The sequence below is a fragment of the Candidatus Enterovibrio altilux genome, from assembly GCF_002381345.1.
Taxonomy (GTDB): Bacteria; Pseudomonadota; Gammaproteobacteria; order Enterobacterales; family Vibrionaceae; genus Enterovibrio; species Enterovibrio altilux.
Map to the genome: position 1 here is coordinate 1 of NZ_CP020663.1, position 18546 is coordinate 18546.

At 38.0% G+C, this 18546-nt stretch carries 13 protein-coding genes and 5 pseudogenes; 13 read left to right on the forward strand and 5 right to left on the reverse strand.

Annotation, left to right across the window (positions count from 1 at the left end):
* Together aceF and lpdA are read left to right on the forward strand one after the other, a co-directional pair.
* On the forward strand, positions 1–1269 hold a 1269-nt coding region (gene aceF, locus BTN50_RS07650), incomplete at its 5' end, for a dihydrolipoyllysine-residue acetyltransferase (protein WP_096619696.1).
* A 223-nt stretch (positions 1270–1492) separates the two neighbouring features.
* Entirely contained in the window at positions 1493–2935 is a 1443-nt protein-coding gene (gene lpdA, locus BTN50_RS07655) for a dihydrolipoyl dehydrogenase (RefSeq protein WP_096619697.1), read from the forward strand.
* A 335-nt stretch (positions 2936–3270) separates the two neighbouring features.
* On the opposite strand, the gene rsmC is transcribed toward lpdA, so the two are convergent.
* Together rsmC and BTN50_RS11535 are read right to left on the reverse strand one after the other, a co-directional pair.
* Complete coding sequence (rsmC, locus tag BTN50_RS07660; protein WP_096619698.1) at positions 3271–4296, reverse strand: 16S rRNA (guanine(1207)-N(2))-methyltransferase RsmC; 1026 nt, start codon at positions 4294–4296, stop codon at positions 3271–3273.
* A gap of 162 nt (positions 4297–4458) precedes the next feature.
* A pseudogene (locus BTN50_RS11535) lies at positions 4459–4690 on the reverse strand (transposase); the annotation flags it as partial.
* A 764-nt stretch (positions 4691–5454) separates the two neighbouring features.
* Between BTN50_RS11535 and ndk the strand changes: the two are divergent.
* The 3 genes and pseudogenes from ndk (at position 5455) to BTN50_RS07680 (ending at position 8517) form a co-directional block, all read left to right on the forward strand.
* On the forward strand, positions 5455–5886 hold the full coding sequence (ndk, locus tag BTN50_RS07670) for a nucleoside-diphosphate kinase (RefSeq protein WP_096619699.1): 432 nt from the start codon (positions 5455–5457) through the stop codon (positions 5884–5886).
* 443 nt (positions 5887–6329) lie between these two features.
* Positions 6330–7451, forward strand: coding sequence for a bifunctional tRNA (adenosine(37)-C2)-methyltransferase TrmG/ribosomal RNA large subunit methyltransferase RlmN (locus BTN50_RS07675; RefSeq protein ID WP_096619700.1), 1122 nt, complete (start codon positions 6330–6332; stop codon positions 7449–7451).
* A 151-nt stretch (positions 7452–7602) separates the two neighbouring features.
* Positions 7603–8517, forward strand: a pseudogene (locus BTN50_RS07680) (IS5 family transposase).
* A gap of 730 nt (positions 8518–9247) precedes the next feature.
* On the opposite strand, the gene uspE reads toward BTN50_RS07680, so the two are convergent.
* Together uspE and BTN50_RS07695 are read right to left on the reverse strand one after the other, a co-directional pair.
* On the reverse strand, positions 9248–10198 hold the full coding sequence (uspE, locus tag BTN50_RS07685; RefSeq protein WP_096619701.1) for a universal stress protein UspE: 951 nt from the start codon (positions 10196–10198) through the stop codon (positions 9248–9250).
* Positions 10199–11020: 822 nt separating this feature from the next.
* Positions 11021–11206: pseudogene (locus tag BTN50_RS07695) on the reverse strand (IS5/IS1182 family transposase); the annotation flags it as partial.
* Between the two features lie 119 nt (positions 11207–11325).
* Here BTN50_RS07695 and BTN50_RS07700 point away from each other — a divergent pair.
* A pseudogene (locus BTN50_RS07700) lies at positions 11326–12180 on the forward strand (IS5 family transposase).
* A gap of 176 nt (positions 12181–12356) precedes the next feature.
* On the opposite strand, the gene suhB reads toward BTN50_RS07700, so the two are convergent.
* Positions 12357–13175: an inositol-1-monophosphatase gene (gene suhB, locus BTN50_RS07705; RefSeq protein WP_096619703.1), complete on the reverse strand. Its 819-nt coding sequence runs from the start codon at positions 13173–13175 to the stop codon at positions 12357–12359.
* 367 nt (positions 13176–13542) lie between these two features.
* On the opposite strand from suhB, the pseudogene BTN50_RS07710 reads away from it, so the two are divergent.
* The 7 genes and pseudogenes from BTN50_RS07710 (at position 13543) to hscB (ending at position 18524) form a co-directional block, all read left to right on the forward strand.
* Positions 13543–14440 (forward strand): annotated as a pseudogene (locus BTN50_RS07710) (IS5 family transposase).
* A gap of 186 nt (positions 14441–14626) precedes the next feature.
* Positions 14627–15358, forward strand: coding sequence for a tRNA (cytosine(32)/uridine(32)-2'-O)-methyltransferase TrmJ (gene trmJ, locus BTN50_RS07715; RefSeq protein ID WP_096619704.1), 732 nt, complete (start codon positions 14627–14629; stop codon positions 15356–15358).
* A gap of 110 nt (positions 15359–15468) precedes the next feature.
* Positions 15469–15990 carry a Fe-S cluster assembly transcriptional regulator IscR gene (gene iscR, locus BTN50_RS07720; protein ID WP_096619705.1) on the forward strand — a complete coding sequence of 174 codons (522 nt, stop codon included), beginning with the start codon at positions 15469–15471 and terminating at the stop codon, positions 15988–15990.
* 30 nt (positions 15991–16020) lie between these two features.
* Positions 16021–17235, forward strand: coding sequence for an IscS subfamily cysteine desulfurase (locus BTN50_RS07725; RefSeq protein ID WP_096619706.1), 1215 nt, complete (start codon positions 16021–16023; stop codon positions 17233–17235).
* 29 nt (positions 17236–17264) lie between these two features.
* Positions 17265–17654 (forward strand): Fe-S cluster assembly scaffold IscU, encoded by a 390-nt coding sequence (gene iscU, locus BTN50_RS07730; protein ID WP_096619707.1) that lies wholly within the window; start codon positions 17265–17267, stop codon positions 17652–17654.
* A gap of 17 nt (positions 17655–17671) precedes the next feature.
* The gene (gene iscA / locus BTN50_RS07735) at positions 17672–17995 is read left to right on the forward strand and encodes an iron-sulfur cluster assembly protein IscA (RefSeq protein WP_096619708.1); all 324 of its coding nucleotides are present in this window, start codon (positions 17672–17674) and stop codon (positions 17993–17995) included.
* A 13-nt stretch (positions 17996–18008) separates the two neighbouring features.
* Complete coding sequence (gene hscB, locus BTN50_RS07740; protein ID WP_096619709.1) at positions 18009–18524, forward strand: co-chaperone HscB; 516 nt, start codon at positions 18009–18011, stop codon at positions 18522–18524.
* The last annotated feature ends 22 nt before the right edge of the window (positions 18525–18546 follow it).

Here is an 18546-nt window from a genome sequence, read left to right on the forward strand (position 1 = left end):
GTTCCTACTGTAGCCTCTGCTGTAAAAAAAGTGTATGTTCCAGATATTGGTAATGATGAAGTCGAGGTTACCGAAATTATGGTGACAATTGGCGATAGCATTGCAACGGAACAACCTTTGATCACTATTGAAGGTGACAAGGCATCAATGGAAGTACCTGCGCCGTTCGCTGGCATATTAAAAAAAATCAAAGTAGCAGCAGGTGATAAAGTGTCTACTGGTTCTTTACTTATGGTCTTTGAAGAGGTAAGTGCAGGATCTATGGAAGCGGCAGATCCTGCACCTGCGACTCAAACAGCGCCTGTAACATCAGTTGATTTCGTTGAGTACAATGAATGCGTGCATGCATCACCAGTTGTGCGTCGTTTAGCACGTGAATTTGGTATTAACTTAGCTAAAGTGAAGAATTCTGGTCGTAAGAACCGTATCCTGAAAGAAGATGTTCAAAACTACGTGAAAGACATGCTTAAGCATCTTGAGTCTGGTATAGCGGCATCTACTTCAGGAAACGGTAATAGCGGGGCACTTAATTTATTGCCTTGGCCACAAGTTGACTTCAATAAATTTGGCGGAACCGAAACTAAATTGCTGTCTCGTATCAAAAAAATTTCTGGCGCTAACCTACACCGTAACTGGGTGATAATCCCGCACGTTACGCAGTGGGATAATGCAGACATTACTGAACTAGAAGCATTCCGTAAAGAGCAAAATGAGGAAAAAAAGAAGCAAATTACTGATATGAAGATCACTCTATTGGTGTTCATCATGAAAGCGGCTGCGAAAGCACTTGAAGTGTTCCCAGTGTTCAATTCTTCCTTGTCTGACGACGGGGAAAGCTTGATCCTGAAAAAATACATTAACATCGGTATCGCGGTGGATACACCAAATGGCTTGGTTGTTCCTGTGTGCCGCGACGTGAATAAAAAAAGCATCTATGAGCTGTCTGCAGAGTTAGTAGAAGTATCCCAAAAGGCACGCTCAGGCAAATTGACCGCGTCGGATATGAAAGGCGGAAGCTTTACTATCTCAAGCCTAGGAAGTCTGGGGGGTACTGCATTTACCCCAATTGTCAACGCACCAGAAGTGGGTATTTTGGGTGTGTCTAAATCAGAAATGAAACTTGTTTGGGATGGCAAAAATTTTATTCCTCGCTTAATATTGCCGTTATCACTCTCTTACGATCATCGTGTAATCGATGGTGCAGAAGGTGCACGTTTTATAACTTTTTTGAACAAGTGTTTGTCTGATATTCGCCGTTTGATACTGTAATATAATATTCTACCAGTATCAGTCAGTCAGCATATGCCTGGTGCTGATTTGACGTGCAGCTCACAAGCTATGGTTTTTTATTTTTCAGCTAGTTAACATATCTATAGAATACAGCATCAATAAGTATGCTCTTATATAGAAGTGCACACAGTTAAACAAAAAAATTTTATTATAAAAATAATTTCTTAACCTGTCAGGAACATAACACTACAATGAGGTTAAAATGAATAAAAAAATCAAAACCCAAGTCGTAGTACTGGGTTCAGGTCCTGCTGGTTATTCAGCTGCTTTCCGTTGCGCGGACTTGGGTCTAGCAACTGTTTTAGTAGAAAAATACAGCACACTGGGTGGTGTTTGTCTAAATGTAGGTTGTATCCCATCTAAAGCCTTGCTTCATGTTGCAAAAGTCATTGCAGAAGCCAAAACGTTGTCTGCACATGGTGTTGTATTTAGTGAACCGCAAATAGACATTAATAAAATTCGATTTTGGAAAAACAAAGTTATTAGTCAACTGACTGGCGGTCTTGACAGTATGGCTAAAATGCGTAATGTAAATGTAATTAATGGTTACGGTAAATTTGCCAACTCTAATACTATTGTTGTTGAAGGTACAGAAGGTTCAATGATGATTACTTTCGATAATGCAATAATTGCAGCTGGTTCACGTTCAATCGAACTACCATTGATTCCACATGAAGACCCTCGTATTTGGAATTCAACAGATGCGCTGGACCTAAAAAATATTCCCCAAAAACTTCTGGTTATTGGTGGCGGTATCATTGGTCTTGAAATGGGTACCATTTATCACGCTCTAGGTTCAAAAGTTGATGTGAATGAAATGTTTAACCAAGTCATTCCTACTGCAGATGAAGACATCATCAAAGTCTTTACTAAACGCATCAAGAAAAAATTTAACCTAATGTTAGAAACTAAAGTGACTGCAATTAAAGCAAAAGAGGATGGTATTTATGTCTCGATGGAAGGAAAAAAAGCACCTGTAGAACCTACCCGTTATGATGCGGTTCTTGTTGCTATCGGTCGTGTACCAAACGGTAAGTTGCTGGACGCTGATAAAGCAGGTGTTGAAGTTGACGAAAGTGGCTTTATCAATGTAGATCAGCAATTGCGCACTAATATTGGTCACATCCATGCTATCGGTGATATTGTTGGCCAACCAATGCTGGCGCACAAAGGTGTGCACGAAGGTCACGTAGCGGCGGAAGTAATTTCTGGCAAAAAACATTACTTCGATCCTAAAGTGATCCCTTCTATTGCATACACAGAGCCAGAAGTTGCATGGGTGGGTAAAACAGAGAAAGAAGCGAAGGCAGAAGGCATTAACTACGAGGTTGCTATTTTCCCTTGGACTGCATCTGGCCGTGCGATCGCCTCTGTTTGTTCAGACGGAATGACCAAAATGATTTTCGACAAAGAGACTCACCGTATTATTGGTGGAGCAATTGTCGGTACCAATGGTGGTGAACTCTTGGGTGAAATTGGCCTTGCAATAGAAATGGGCTGTGATGCTGAAGATATTGCACTGACTATCCACGCACACCCAACTCTGCATGAATCTGTGGGTCTTGCAGCGGAAGTATTCGAAGGTTCTATTACTGACTTACCAAACGTCAAAGCAGTCAAAAAAAGTAATTATCGATGTGAATAGTTAAAAAATAATTTTTATTTATGTGAGTTTTTGGATGTTTAAAAGTACATTTTATCTTTTTGAGGTCTTATTTTTAATCTGGTTCAGATAATAAATCTCATTATGATTCACTATTAAACTAGCGCTTTAGTTTTAGGCATAACTCTAGCCTATCAGCTTGTTTAATATTTTGTTATCGCGCAAGTTCCACTAATTTAGGCATTGTAACCCCTTAAGTTCAATATCCCATCACATAATTTTGACTCGGAACATTGCTGTCTCTGATCTCGAGAACATGTTATGCTAACGATGATTTTGGCGTTTGTAACAAAGAACTGCGAACAGCTCTGAAATGTTTACGCTTTTTTAATCGCATGATAAATCGTAAATTTATTATTCTTTGCTGGTATGTCGCAGTGATTAAATGCACCTTTTATAAAAAATATGTAATGCAGAAAACTATTTGCAACAATCGTCAGCGCTCCATTTTTAAACAAATATGACGGAGTTTGCTTAAGAAAGGTTTCGGTTGTAGTATAATGAACTTTCAGACCTGTATGAAACGGAGGATTACTAATTATATGGTTGAATTTTGTTTTTATGGCGCTATATACATCGGAAGCAAATACATCTCCGTTAAGATTGTTAAAACGTAACGTTTCTGTTGCTGATGCCACAGCTAAGGAGCTAATATCAACCATTGTGATTTTAATATTTGGGTAAAGCAGTTTAATTGCGCAACCAATAACTCCCGCACCGCACCCAAAATCAAGCACGTTACCTTTTAAAGCGGGAAGTGTATCGAGAAGTAGTTGACTACCTACATCAAGTTCACCATAACTAAATACTCCAGGTAGAGAGCGTATAGTAAGTCTTTGCTTACCCAACAGCATCACGTAACTTTTGAACCAGTCATCTATTTTAAAAGGTATAGGCTCTTTGGTGCATTGTCCCCAATAAAAACTACAACGACGAGCAGTGTCAAATTTAGTAACCTTACCGTAAGGAGCGAACATTTTTGAAATGCTTCGAACACCGCTTAAATTTTCGCCCACGACAATAATTTCAGTACCTTTACCTAGAGCAGCCATTAGCATTGTCAGAAGGAATGCAGCCTCAGCTTTTACTTTTGGCCAATACAGTATAACGACGTCCACATTCGATCTTTTGTGGTAGCAGTCACTAAATTGTGTGGTAATTAGCGAATACTTAGACATTTGGTTGGCAAATGCTAAGTTTGTTGTGAAGATACTAACACTTGCAGCGCTATTACATAGTTCACCGGCAAAGGTATCTTCCAATTTGCCAGCAAGTAAAATATGCTTGCCTTCCAAGTATTCAAGCTGACGAGCAATTACTTGACTTGGGGGGCTGTAAGACATGAACGCCTCATGGGTTAAAAAATTAACTTAAGTTTTTTTCACAAAGCCTATCGTAAGAAAACAATGTGAACTATTTATCTTCGTGATGCATTGAACGTAGCAGCAATGATTGCATGCATATTTATATCTACCACTAAATGTAATTTACGCGAGACTTACCGCAGAATCAACGGTTAAATGCTGGATGATTCTTTTATTCTTCGTTTTGAACGTGACGTTAACTATTTTGACTCGCTTGCTAATGCGTAAATAGTGAGGGCATGACAACGACAATTGAATAAATTTAGAAAACAGAATTAATGAACTCTTGCCAACCTCTCAATGACATTGAAAATGCGCATTTAACCATGAGGGCCGCCGTAATGGCTACGTTACTAAATAAAAGAGGTCTTCCATGATTACCCTGCTTAGTTTAATTCCATAACTGGATTGATGAAGAAGCTATTCAGTTATGGAATTAAACTAAGCAGGGTACTGATGGGCAACAGCTAGCCTAACGCAAGTTACATTTAGCGGTAGATATAAATACGCATGAAATCATGTCTACTGAGTTAAATGCACCAAATGTGACTAGCGGTGAAATGCTATCTAACTTACTCAAACAGACCCGTTGAACAATTAATAAAATGTCAATTAATGGCGCTGACGGCACCAGACAATGTTACAAAACTGTTCTTAAACTAGCGGTCCCACGCATACCACAAGACAAGGAACAACTTTTGGGGAGCTAGATCATTCGCGTAATTTAGCGATCAGTTACCAAAAATCGTACGGTTCCAATCAGCATTGAGAAACAAGATATCGTTACCATAAACGTTCCCTAGCAAAGACGGCAAGGTTTCGAGTTAAGAAATGACATCGAGTCTAAGGAATTATAGTCCACAGATTAGCAAAATCTACGCCATGATAAAAGCATTAAATAAGCTGACAGGGCCAAATATGCATGACATGACAGAGATTGACTAATAGTGAATTATGCTGGAATGTGTTATCCAAACTAGAGTTGGGAAACAAAGCCGGTAATATACTTAATAGCTAAGTAAGATGAAAGTGAAGTCTGATATTATTCTTTGGTAGATTAATATACCTCTATTTGAGATAATCAGTTAATAGTACTGAAATCAGGTGTGACTAAAAAATATGAAGAAGAGATACAAGGTGCCTGTTGAGCGTACATTGTCGATTTTAAAACCAGATGCTATTGAACGTAACTTAATTGGCACAATTTATCATCGTATTGAAACTGCAGGACTACGTATAACCGCTGCAAAAATGATCCATCTCTCGAAAGAGAGAGCTGGCAGATTTTACGCAGAGCATGAAGGCAAATTTTTTTACAATGATCTGGTCGAGTTTATGACATCAGGACCGGTGATGGTGCAAGTGGTAGAAGGCAAAAATGCAATCGATTGTTATCGTGAATTGATGGGTAATACAAACCCTGTTGAAGCGTCTTCCGGGACATTACGTGCGGACTATGCCACAAGCATAAATTGTAACACAGTGCATGGCTCTGATAGCTATGCATCGGCGGAACGCGAAATAGCTTATTTTTTTGCTTGTAATGAAATCTACCCTCGTAAACCTTAATCGGTTCTATAGGAGGTTCTGTTTCTTAATTCAAATTCAGATAGCAAATCCCAACATAATTTACTATTAGACGAGTGCTTGCATTTTAGGTATATCTAGCCCGATTAAATTATTTAACATTTTTATTATTACGTAGGTTTCGCCAATCTGAGTCTTCTACTCCCTTTAGCTTAGATTAGAAAAACTTACACTATACCATGACGACAGCATTAAATAAGCTATTAAAGCTAAGTATGCCTAACACGAAAGCAATTGTCTAGTAGTTCATCATATTAGTATTTGCTGTCTGAACCTGAATGAGGAAATAAAAATTTTTAAAAATAACAAAAGGGAGCTAATTTTTATTTTGCATTTACAAAATTTATATAATAGCATTTTTTATTTTTTTGCCAGCATAGAGTGTGATATATCACCATATCTATTATGTTTCATGAGGCAATTTAATGACAACTAAAAAAATCAATCTGCTAGACTTCGATCGGGAAGCACTACAAACATTTTTTACTGATGAATTAGGCGAAAAAGCGTTTCGTGCTGATCAGATTATGAAGTGGATTTACCATTTTGGTTGTGATGATTTCGATCAGATGAACAACATGAATAAAAAGCTTCGTGAAAAATTAAAACTAATGGCTGAAATCTGTGCTCCTGAAGTTAGTGCAACCAAGTATTCAGTAGATGGCACTATCAAATGGGCTATGCGTGTAGGCAAGCAGGATGTGGAAACCGTCTATATCCCAGATAAAAGTCGTGCAACTCTTTGTGTCTCTTCTCAAGTAGGTTGTGCGCTTAACTGCAAATTTTGCTCAACAGCTCAACAAGGCTTTAACCGCAACCTGAAAGTGTCTGAAATTATAGGTCAAGTTTGGCGTGCAGCCAAAGAAATTAGTATTGCAAAAAAAACTGGATATCATCCTATCACAAATGTAGTGATGATGGGTATGGGTGAGCCGTTACTAAATCTAAAAAACCTTATTCCAGCACTGCGCTTAATGTTGGATGATTTGGGTTACGGACTTTCTAAGCGACGTGTAACCGTGTCTACATCTGGTGTGGTGTCTGGCCTTGAGCAAATGACCAATAATATTGATGTTGCACTGGCAATTTCTTTGCATGCACCGAATAATGAAATTCGGAGTCAGATTATGCCTATTAATGATCGGTTTAATATCCAAACGATTCTTGCTGCTGTGCACCGTTACATTGAATATTCAAAGGCTAACCGTGGTCGTGTCACTGTAGAGTATGTTCTCCTCGATCACGTCAATGATGATATGGATCATGCACATCAACTTGCAGAGCTGCTAAAAGATACGTTAGCGAAGGTAAACCTGATTCCTTTTAACTCTTATCCTGGGTCACTATACAAAAAACCGAGTAATTCACGTATTGATAGGTTCATGAAAACATTAATGCAATACAATTACACGGTGACCATTCGTAAAACGCGTGGCGATGACATTGATGCCGCATGTGGGCAGTTAGTTGGTGATGTTATTGACCGTACAAAGCGCACGCAAAATAAACTGAGTGCCGAAGCGCAAATTATTGTTCAATTAATCTGACAATCAGCTGATAGGATCGGCATATGGCAAGGAAGCTTAGCTCTATGACTAATGGTATTATTACAGTAACAGAAAGGCTTTTTTTCTGAGTTAGGAGATTAACTATCAATCTACGCTCTAAATAGCTAGGCCCACTGAAATATTTAGACCTATGAACAAATTTGGCTATAAAACAACTAACTGGAAGCAGCATAATCAAGTTTTAATCAATCGTGATTTACTAATATTCTGGATTGATTAAAAAGCCATCAAACTATGGCATCAAACTAAGCCGATAATCATCGGAGACTTCGCTTATTTAGTGACTCAGCCATTATGAGGACTTTCATGGTTAACCACGTATTTGCGATGCCATTGATAGATCTTTCAGGGTTCATTAATTTTGTTTGAATACTTATTTAACTGCTGTTGTCATACTCTCACTATTCATACATTATCAAGCGAACCCTAACGGTTAACGTTGCGTTCAAGATGAAAACTAACGAAACCATCCAGCACTTATCCATTGATTTTACGGCACTCAAAGTCTACAATGAGAGGGAATAAAAAGTAAAAAATAGGGCACTAGTGAGAAACAGCGAGTCTGGAGCAAGTGACATTCAGTGGTAAATATAAATACGCATAAAGTCATCGCTGCAAAGTTAAATGCATGCAATGTGACTGACGGTGAAATGCAACCTAATTTGTTCAAACAGATCCATCATAAAATTCATGAAATATCAGGCGATAGAGCTTACGACACGAAACAATATTATAAACCTTTCGGATTAAACGAGCTGTTCCTCTCATCCCACGAAGAAGAAGTACAATTTTTAGGGAACACGATCATCCGCGCAATTTAGCGGTCAGTTACCAAAAGTTATACGGTTCAAATAAGCATTGTAAAATGGGATCTGGTTACCATCAACGTTCCCTATCAAAGATAGATAATATTTTGAATCAAAAAATTGCTAAAAAGTACATTAAGTTTAAGGGATTGCCATGCCTAGGCAAACCATACGTCGTAATAAAAGTATGCAATAAGCTAACAGAGCTAGGCATGCCAAAAGGGAAAGCGAACGTTTAATAGTGAATCATGTTGCAATTTGCTATCTGAACTTGAATTAAAAAATAAAGTTCATTACAGTTGGAAATTCATCAGCATGAACAATATTAAAACGTGAAAAATTAAAATTTTTGGGATAAAATGTTAGTGTAGAAGTTTGATAAAAATAACGATTAGTTATGCAAAAATTAGCCTTAAGCTATAAGTAATTTATGATGCACCCTGGGTCTGCTTGAGCAAGCCGGACAGCATTTTACCTTCAGCCATATTCAATGAACTTGACTAGCAGCAATAATTTTACACGCATTTATATCTATCAATAAATGTAACAAATGTTAAATTCTACGCTCACCGTGAGTATTAGGTTTTGTTTTCTAATTTGAATTCAAATAATAAATCTCAACATGATTCACTATTAGACAATCGCTTTCGTGCTAAGTATACTTAGTCTTGTCAGACTTATTTTAAGCTTTTATCATTGTACCAGTTCAGCTAATCTAGGCTGTATGATTCCTTAGGTTCAGTATCCCTCCAAGTAGTATCTTAGCTCAAACCATTTCTGTCTCTGCTAGAGAATGTTTAAGGTAGCCGACTTTATCCTTTAAATAAAGAAACAATGTCAGTCTCATAAACAACTTGCTGGATGGATTCATTGCACGTTTATTTTAACCCAAGCAGCCACACATCAAGATGACTAGTCTGAATAAGCAAACACTTATACAGAGCTGAAGTTAAATAGTAGCTTGCCGCATTAAGTACTTGAGGTGTCAGGTGTTAATGGACTGATATAACTATCAGGTTTGATGGTCAGAACATCACAGTTGAGTTGATCGATAGTGCGCTCTGCGATATTGCCAATGAAGACAGCGGAAAGCCCAGCACGCCCCGTGGTTCCCACAATAACAAGTTCTGCATTTAACGTTTTAGAAACAGCAGAAATAACGTCTTCCGGAAGACCTTCCTGGCAAAAAGTTTGAGCTTCATCAATAGTATATTTTTGTCGCAATGCTTTCATGGCCAGTAGATGATGACCACGTACAGCGTTAGTGTATAAGGTAGTCTCAAACTCGGGTAATTCCATTGAAACATTAACTGGCGGTGCAGGGTATGCATTCACTAAATTAACTTCAGCGTTGAGTAGTCTACTCATTGCTTTTGATTCATCAATTAACTTTTGGTTCAGCGAAATATGCGTTTTATTTTCCGAGGAAAGATTTACAGCTGTAAGTATTTTGCCGTTGGCAGGCCAACCGTATTTTTTCACAAGAAGTACTGGACATGGGCATTTGCGTAGTAAATGCCAATCAGTGGGTGTAAAAATGACAGACTTAATTTTATTATGTTTATGACTGGCTTTGATCAATAAGTCATGGCTACCATCAAATACTTGAGCAATCATGCTTTCATAAGGTCGATTGTGCCAAATAACGTGTTTAACAATATTTACCCCTTTTGTGTGGTATTGGCTTACTAGGGAAGCGAGCCATTCTTCACGCTGACGCAAAACACTGGCTCGCATTGCTTGGCGCTCTTCAGAAGAAAGCATTGATGTCATTTCATAAAAAAAATCATAAATTACCAAAAAAAGAGTAATTTTGACAGATACATTGGACCTTTGTGCAATGTCTAATGCCCGTATAAATGCGGGTTGCTCTTCGTAATCGGGAGTGATAGCAACGAGCATGTTAGTGTATCTGTTCATGATAACCTTCAGCTAGATGATGTTATACTTTAATGTAGCGCAATCTCAGTGAATGTTGTGGTAAATTTAAGTAGATATAAATTAAAAAAATGGCGCGCTCGTACTACTTTTAAAATAAAAGTTTATGGTACCTTTACTGACTAACATCTACCAGTCGACTTAATGTCTATTGATTCAAAATCATTATGTATTTTTTCACACTTAGTATTTCACTTTTATGGAAATGTTCAAGCATATGACTGACGATTTCAACGGTTAAGCCCAGATAATTATTAATACGATTACAGATCATAGTTAAACGACATTCATTGAAAGAAGCATATGAAAGGTTATTGAAAAATACAGCCAAGTATTCTTCCGCCTTTTTATCGAATACCAAGAAAATCATATTCTAGTAACATTTTGTGTTATACTCATTCAACGGATGATTTGTTAACGTAATTTCAATATTTCACCTGATAAATCGTCGAAATATCAGGTGAAATATTACAATCCATTAATGTTATTAATGCTTGAAAAAACTCAAATGAGACACTCAGTTTATGGTATCGAAATCAACTAAGTTACCTGTCAAATGAAACGCTATCAGTTGTGTTTGACCTACTCGCATAAAATAACGTAATTGATCTCCCGTTAAAAAATAGTTGATCTTGTTGGATCAATTATTTACGCTCAATAATTTAATAAAGATGATTCCATTTACCTGTATTCAATGTAAATAGAATGTAAAGCTGACTAATCTTGCAAGCCTGACGATACAACATGCTTAGGGCTTTGCATCCTAATTCGAAATTAAATAGTAAATTTTAACATGATGAACTGTTAGAAAATTACCTTCATGTTAAGCATACTTAGTCCCGCCAGCATATTCAATGCTTTGATCATGCCGTATATTTCGCTAATCTGAGCGTTATAACCTATGAAACTCAATGTCCTTCTGAGTAGTTTTTTAACTCGAAACATTGCCGTCTCTGATAAGAAGCGTTTATGGTAAATAGCTTTATTTTTTAAGTAAAAAACTGAATTTTTCATTAATATTCTAAACAGTTAGGCTCATTTAAATATTCAGATCTATGAACAATCTTAGCTACAAAACAACTAACTGAAAGCAGTATAATCAAGCTTTAATTAATCGTGGTCCACTCACATTTTGAATTGATAAAAAAACTATTTAGTTATGGAATCAAACTAAGCAGAATGATCATGGGAGACCTCATCTATTGAGCAATTTAGCCATTACGATAGTCCTCATAGTTAAATGCGTCTTTTCAATGCCATGGAGAGGTCTGCAAAGATTAATTAATTCTGTTTTCAAACTTGCTCAACTGCCCTTGTCATGCCCTTACTATTCATGCATTAGCAAGCGAGCCACAATGATGAACGTCATGTTCAAGACGAAGACTAAAGGAACCATCCAACACTTAGCTATTGATCTTACAGAGCTCAAAATCTACGGTGAAAACGAGTGGAAAGTAAAAAAGCATGGTATTGATGAGAAACGGCAAGTTTGGCGTAAGTTCCATTTAGGAGTAGATATAAATACGCATGAAATAGTTGCCGCTGAATTAAACGCATTAAATGTAACTGATGGTGAAGTACTACCTAACTGACTCAAACAGACTCGCTGAAAAATTAATTAAATATCAACCGATGGTGCTTACGGCACCAGACAATGTTACGAGGCCGTTCGTACTAAGCGAACGGTTCACTAATCCCATCAAGAAGAAGTATAACTTCTGAAAAACTAGGTTACCCGCGTAATTTAGCGATTAGTTATCAGGAGTTATACGGTTCAAATCAACATTGGTAGGCGTAGTTGCTATAAGCGTCCCTATCCGGATGGGCGAGATGTCGAATCAAAAACGGCTCGGAGGAATATTGAAACTGAGGCATTACAATGCCCAGACTAGCGAAATCTACACATGATAAAAACATTAAATAAGCTGATAGGGCTAGCTATGCTTAGAATGCCAGCGAACTAAAATGGTTACACATATTGAACGTGCTATATAAACTTGCATTAAAATATTATGTAGCAAAGGCGAACGGTTAATATTACACATCAAAGAAAGTTTATCTGAGATTGCATTAAGAAAAAATACAAAATATTTCACTCACGCCTAAGCGTATGGTATATTCAAAATACCGTCATTTTTTATCAATTTTTAAAAACCTTATTACTTCGTTGTATTGTGCCATTCTTGCTAATTTTAGCCAGGATCTCTTTAAGTACTTTAGGGCTAGCAGAAATAATATTGCCTGATTCTATATAATCAGTGCCACCTGTGAAGTCTGTGCACAGTGCACCAGCTTCACGAGCAATAAATTCACCAGCCGCTATATCCCAAGATTTAAGACTTAGCTCGAATAAACCATCTACACGGCCAGCGGCTACGTAGCACAGGTCAAGCGCAGCAGAACCCATACACCGGAGGTCTACACAATCAATAAGCAGGGCACTAATAACTTTGATAAAATCTTCAGAGTGTTTCTTAGCTTTGTATGGAAAACCTGTCGCTATAATCGTACCAAATAAATTTTTAGGGTTGCTAACGCGGATACGTTTATTATTAAGTTGTGCACCAGAACCACGTTGGGAAGTAAACAGCTCATTGCGGATTGGGTCATACACACAGGCTACTTCTGTACGACCTCTAACGCGTAATGCAATAGAGACTGAAAAATGAGGAATGCCTTTAATGAAGTTAGAAGTGCCATCCAATGGGTCAATGATCCATTGATAATCAGCATTTTTACCTTTAATTACACCAGCTTCTTCAGAAACTATGCCATGTTCGGAGTAAGACTTCTTGATTACATCAATAATGATGTGTTCTGCAAAAGTATCAATATTGGTAATAACGTCATTAGCACCTTTTTGAATCGCTTCTACATTATCGAAATTTTCAGCAGATCTAGCAATAAAGTCACCAGCCTTTCGCGCTGCACGAATAGCAATATTTAGCATTGGATGCATACAAATTTTCCAGCTGATATTAAAGAATGGAAAGAAATAGTAAGTTTATCATAGCTGAGGTTTGGTTTCCTAATTCAAAGTTAGATCATAGATCCCAACATAATGAGCTATTAGACAATCACTTTCGTTTTTTACATGCCTAGCCATGTCAACTCATGCATAAGTTTCTCTAATCTGAGCTTTGTGCTCTTTTAAGCACAATGTCCCCTCACACTAATTTTTTAACTCTAACCATTGCTATTTCTGTTAGGGAACATTTATGGTAATCGGCTTTACTTCCTAAATCAGGGAACTCAATTTTCAACCAACACTCTAAACAGCTAGGCTAACTTAAATATTCAGGTCTATGAATAAGCTTCGCTAAAAAATAACTCATTGGAAGTTAGTATGATCAAGTTTTAATCAATCGTGGCTCACTAATATTTTAAATTAATAAATAAGCCATTCAGCTATGGAATAAAACTAAACAGGGTAATCATGGGAGACTTCGTTTATTTAACGACTTAGCCATTCCGACGGTTCTCATGGTTAAACGTGTATTTCCAATGCGATTAGGGATCTGCAAGGATTTATTAATTTTTTTGTAAACTGGCTCAATGGGTATTGTTATGTCCTCACTATTCATATATTAGCAATCGAGCCAAAACAGTTAACGTTTCGTTCAATACGAAGACTAGAGGAATCATCCAACATGGAGCAATTGATTCTATGGGTTCAAAATCTGCGGTGAAGGCAAATGAAGAGTAAAAAAGCATGGCATTGATGGGGAAACAACGAATCTGGCGTAAGTTACATTTAGCGGTATATATAAGTACGCATGAAATCATTGCTGCTGAGTTAAGTGCATCAAATGTAACTGACGGTAACGTGTTACCTAACTGGTTCAAACAGACCAGCCGCAGAATCAATGAAATATTAAGCAATGAAGCTTACGACACCAGACAATGTTACGAATCCGTTCGTATTAAACGAGGGGTTCCACTCATACCACCAAAAAAGACGTCGCCTTTTCGAAACGAGGTTATCCGCGTAACTTAGCAGTCAGTTACCCACAGTGATACGATTTCAATAAACATTGTAAAACAAAGTATGGTTACCATATACGTTCCCTATCAAAGATGGCAATGTTTCAAGTCAAACAACTACTTGGAGGAACATTGAGTTTAAAAAATCATAATGCTCATATTAGCGAAACTTACGCCATGATAAAAGTGTTACATAAACTGACTAGGCTAAGTATATCTAAAATAGAAGTGGTTATTTAACCATTAATCATGTTGAAATTTATCATCTGAACCCGAATTAGGAAACAAAACCTACAATTGAGGTAAAAGAGGAATGATTCTTTTTTACGTACTTATCGTTTCCACCATGTCAAAAGACCCACATTAGATATTAATATGATAAAATTTATTCACTCATATCTTTAGATTATACTTAGTGATTTCTAAATGCTAAAAAATATTCGAGTTGTGCTTATTGGCACTACGCATTCAGGTAATATTGGCTCCGCAGCACGGGCCATGAAAGTCATGGGACTACAAAACATGGTTTTGGTTGCTACAGAATGCAGCATGAATAGCCAAGCCATTGCATTGGCAGCTGGAGCAAATAACATAATGAATCATGCCCGTATAGTTGCCACGCTCGCAGAAGCTGTTGCGGATTGTGGGCTTATCATTGGAACAAGTGCGCGTAGTCGTACGCTAGAGTGGCCAGTGATCAATGCGCACGAAAGTGGCATTAGAGCCATTAAAGAAGCAAGTCAGCATCCTGTGGCATTTGTGTTCGGTCGTGAATGCACCGGCTTAACTAACGGTGAACTGCAGGCGTGTCATTACCATGCCATAATCCCTGCTAGCCCTGAATACAATTCACTTAACTTAGCCATGGCTGTTCAGATTATGTGCTACGAAATACGTATGGCTTGGCTTAATACAAGAATATACAAAGGAGAAATGGAAGAGCAAGAGTATCCATTGTCGGAAGAGCTAGAGCATTTTTACATACATTTAGAATCTATACTTACTCAAACGAATTTTATTAATAAGCAACATTCTAGGACGATAATGACTAAATTACGTCGTATATTTAACCGCACTCGACTTGAACGTCAAGAATTGAATATCCTTCGTGGCGTATTATCTTCAGTGGATAATATTTTGAAAATTAAGCTCAAATAGGCTTTATTATACGAAAATTTAAAGTATAACGATTTGGGTCTCGTAAATACTTGACTATTTTTGTCGGGTATGTCATTCTTGTTGGATTACTTATCGAAGGTAAGAATGCTATGCGACTAACTTCTAAAGGTAGATATGCTGTAACAGCGATGCTAGATGTCGCACTACATTCAGAAACAAGCCCTGTACCTCTTGCGGACATTTCAGAGCGTCAGGGAATTTCTCTATCTTATCTTGAGCAACTATTTGCACGTCTTCGTAAAGCTGGATTAGTATCTAGCGTACGTGGTCCAGGTGGCGGTTACAGACTCAGTGTAAGCGCCAATAATATTGCTCTTGGAATGGTTATTACAGCGGTCAACGAATCAATTGATACTACTAAGTGTCAAGGTAAAGGTAATTGCCAAAGTGGGACACATTGCCTCACACATACACTATGGAATGATTTAAGTTATCATATTAGTAATTTTTTAAATAATATCACGCTCGGCGAATTAATCCAAGATAACGAAATTAAGACAGTAGCAGGGCGGCAAAACTCAACACTAACCTCGTCAACGATTGTTGGACATGGTTTAAACCCCAGCGGCAGTGAAGGTTCCGCCTCACTGAGTGTGAACTTCCGCTCTTAATCACCCTTGCTGGAGTACTTGGAGGTACAAATGAAATTGCCAATTTATTTTGATTATTCAGCAACATGTCCAGTAGATCCTCGTGTTGCGGAAGTAATGATGCAATACCTTACACGCGATGGCGTATTTGGTAACCCCGCATCTCGCTCACACTGTTTTGGTTGGCAAGCAGAAGAAGCTGTTGATACTGCACGTGAGGATATTGCAAATTACTTAAATGCAGATCCACGCGAAATCGTATTTACATCTGGGGCGACCGAATCAGATAATTTAGCGATTAAAGGTGTAGCGCATTTCTACAGTAAAAAAGGCACACACATTATTACCTGTAAAACTGAGCATAAAGCAGTTCTTGACCCATGCCGCCAGCTTGAACGGGAAGGTTACGAGGTTACTTATCTCGAACCAGAATCAAACGGCATTCTTGACTTGAAGAAGTTTGAAAATGCAATGCGTAAAGACACTGTACTCGCGTCAATCATGCATGTTAATAATGAAATTGGAGTAATCCAAGATATCGCAACAATAGGTGAATTGTGTCGAGAGCATAAAGTAGTATTTCACGTAGATGCAGCACAATCTATTGGTAAATTGCCGTTAGATACGCAAAAAATTAAAGTTGATCTCATTTCGATGAGCGCACATAAAGTGTATGGACCTAAAGGTATCGGTGCATTGTATATTCGTCGTAAGCCACGTATTCGTCTTGAAGCACAAATGCATGGAGGTGGTCATGAACGTGGTATGCGGTCAGGCACATTACCCACTCACCAAATCGTGGGTATGGGTATGGCTTTCCGTATTGCAAAAGCAGAATTAAGACAAGACCAAGCACACACACTTGCATTGCGTAACCGATTCTATGACGGTGTGAGAGATCTGGAAGCTGTGTACGTGAATGGCGATCTTAAGCAACGTATTACAGCTAATCTGAATATAAGCTTTGCGTTTGTTGAAGGTGAATCACTGTTGATGGCATTAAAAGATTTAGCAGTATCGTCAGGTTCGGCATGCACTTCTGCAAGCCTTGAGCCTTCGTATGTATTGCGTGCATTAGGTCTAAATGATGAATTAGCACACAGCTCAATTCGCTTCTCTTTCGGTCGCTTTACGACGGAAGAAGAGGTTGATCATGCAATTAAACAAATGCGTGAAGCGGTTATCAAACTGCGTAAAATATCACCTCTTTGGGATATGTACAAAGAAGGCATTAATTTAAACACTGTTGAGTGGGCTCACCACTAAATAAGTCTTAAAATTTAGAGGGATAGATCATGGCTTACAGCGAAAAAGTAATTGATCACTATGAAAATCCACGTAATGTAGGTGAATTTGATAAAAACGATCCAAAGGTTGGTAGTGGTATGGTTGGTGCACCAGCATGTGGCGATGTGATGAAACTCCAAATTAAGGTTAACGACCAAGGCATTATCGAAGATGCAAAATTTAAAACTTATGGTTGTGGTTCAGCGATTGCATCTAGCTCACTAATTACAGAGTGGGTTAAAGGGAAGTCTCTTGATGAAGCAACTTACATTAAAAACTCGGCAATCGCAGAAGAATTGGAATTACCTCCAGTAAAAATTCACTGCTCAATCTTAGCGGAAGATGCCATCAAGGCTGCAGTTAGTGATTACAAAAAAAAACACACGCTTAATATATAAAAGAGTTATTATACAAAATGACTATAACTATAACAGACGCAGCAGCATCACGTATTCGCACTTTTCTTGAAAGCCGAGGGCAAGGTATTGGATTGCGTCTAGGTGTTCGTATATCTGGTTGTTCTGGAATGGCCTACGTATTGGAATTTGTTGATGAACTTCATAAAGAAGATCAAGTCTTCGAAGAGAAAGGCGTAAATATTATTGTTGACAGTAAAAGCATGCTCTACCTCGACGGTACTGAGCTGGACTTTACAAAAAAAGGATTGAATGAAGGTTTTCAATTTAACAATCCTAACGTCAACAGCGAGTGTGGTTGCGGCGAGAGTTTTAATGTTTAACACGTGAGCTATAATGAATTATTTTGAATTATTTGGGCTGCTATGCCATTTTAAGCTAGATACTGGCTCTCTTGCTTTAAAGTTTCGCGAACTTCAGCGACGTTTTCATCCTGATAGATTTACTACAGCCTCCGAGCAGGATCGTCTGCTTGCTGTTCAAAAAGCCTCATTTATAAATGAGGCTTACCAAACATTACATGATCCTGTGCGACGCGCTGAGTATATGCTCTCATTGAATGAGCTAGACTTATACAATGAACAACAGACAATGCAAGAATCCACCTTCTTGATGCAACAAATGAAACTGCGTGCAGAACTTAATGAAATTGCAGAAAGCAATCAGGTAGGTGTATTATTATTTAATTTTGAACAGAAGACGACAGCTATTTATAATGCGCTTTTATTGGAACTGGAGAATGAACTGCGTGACGCAAAGTGGGCGACCGCCGCGACACTGGTACATAAGTTGAAGTTTTTAGTCAAACTTAAGCAAGAAATCGAACGAATAGAAGACCGACTGCTCTGCTAATCGCACGAAGCGACGGTTTAGC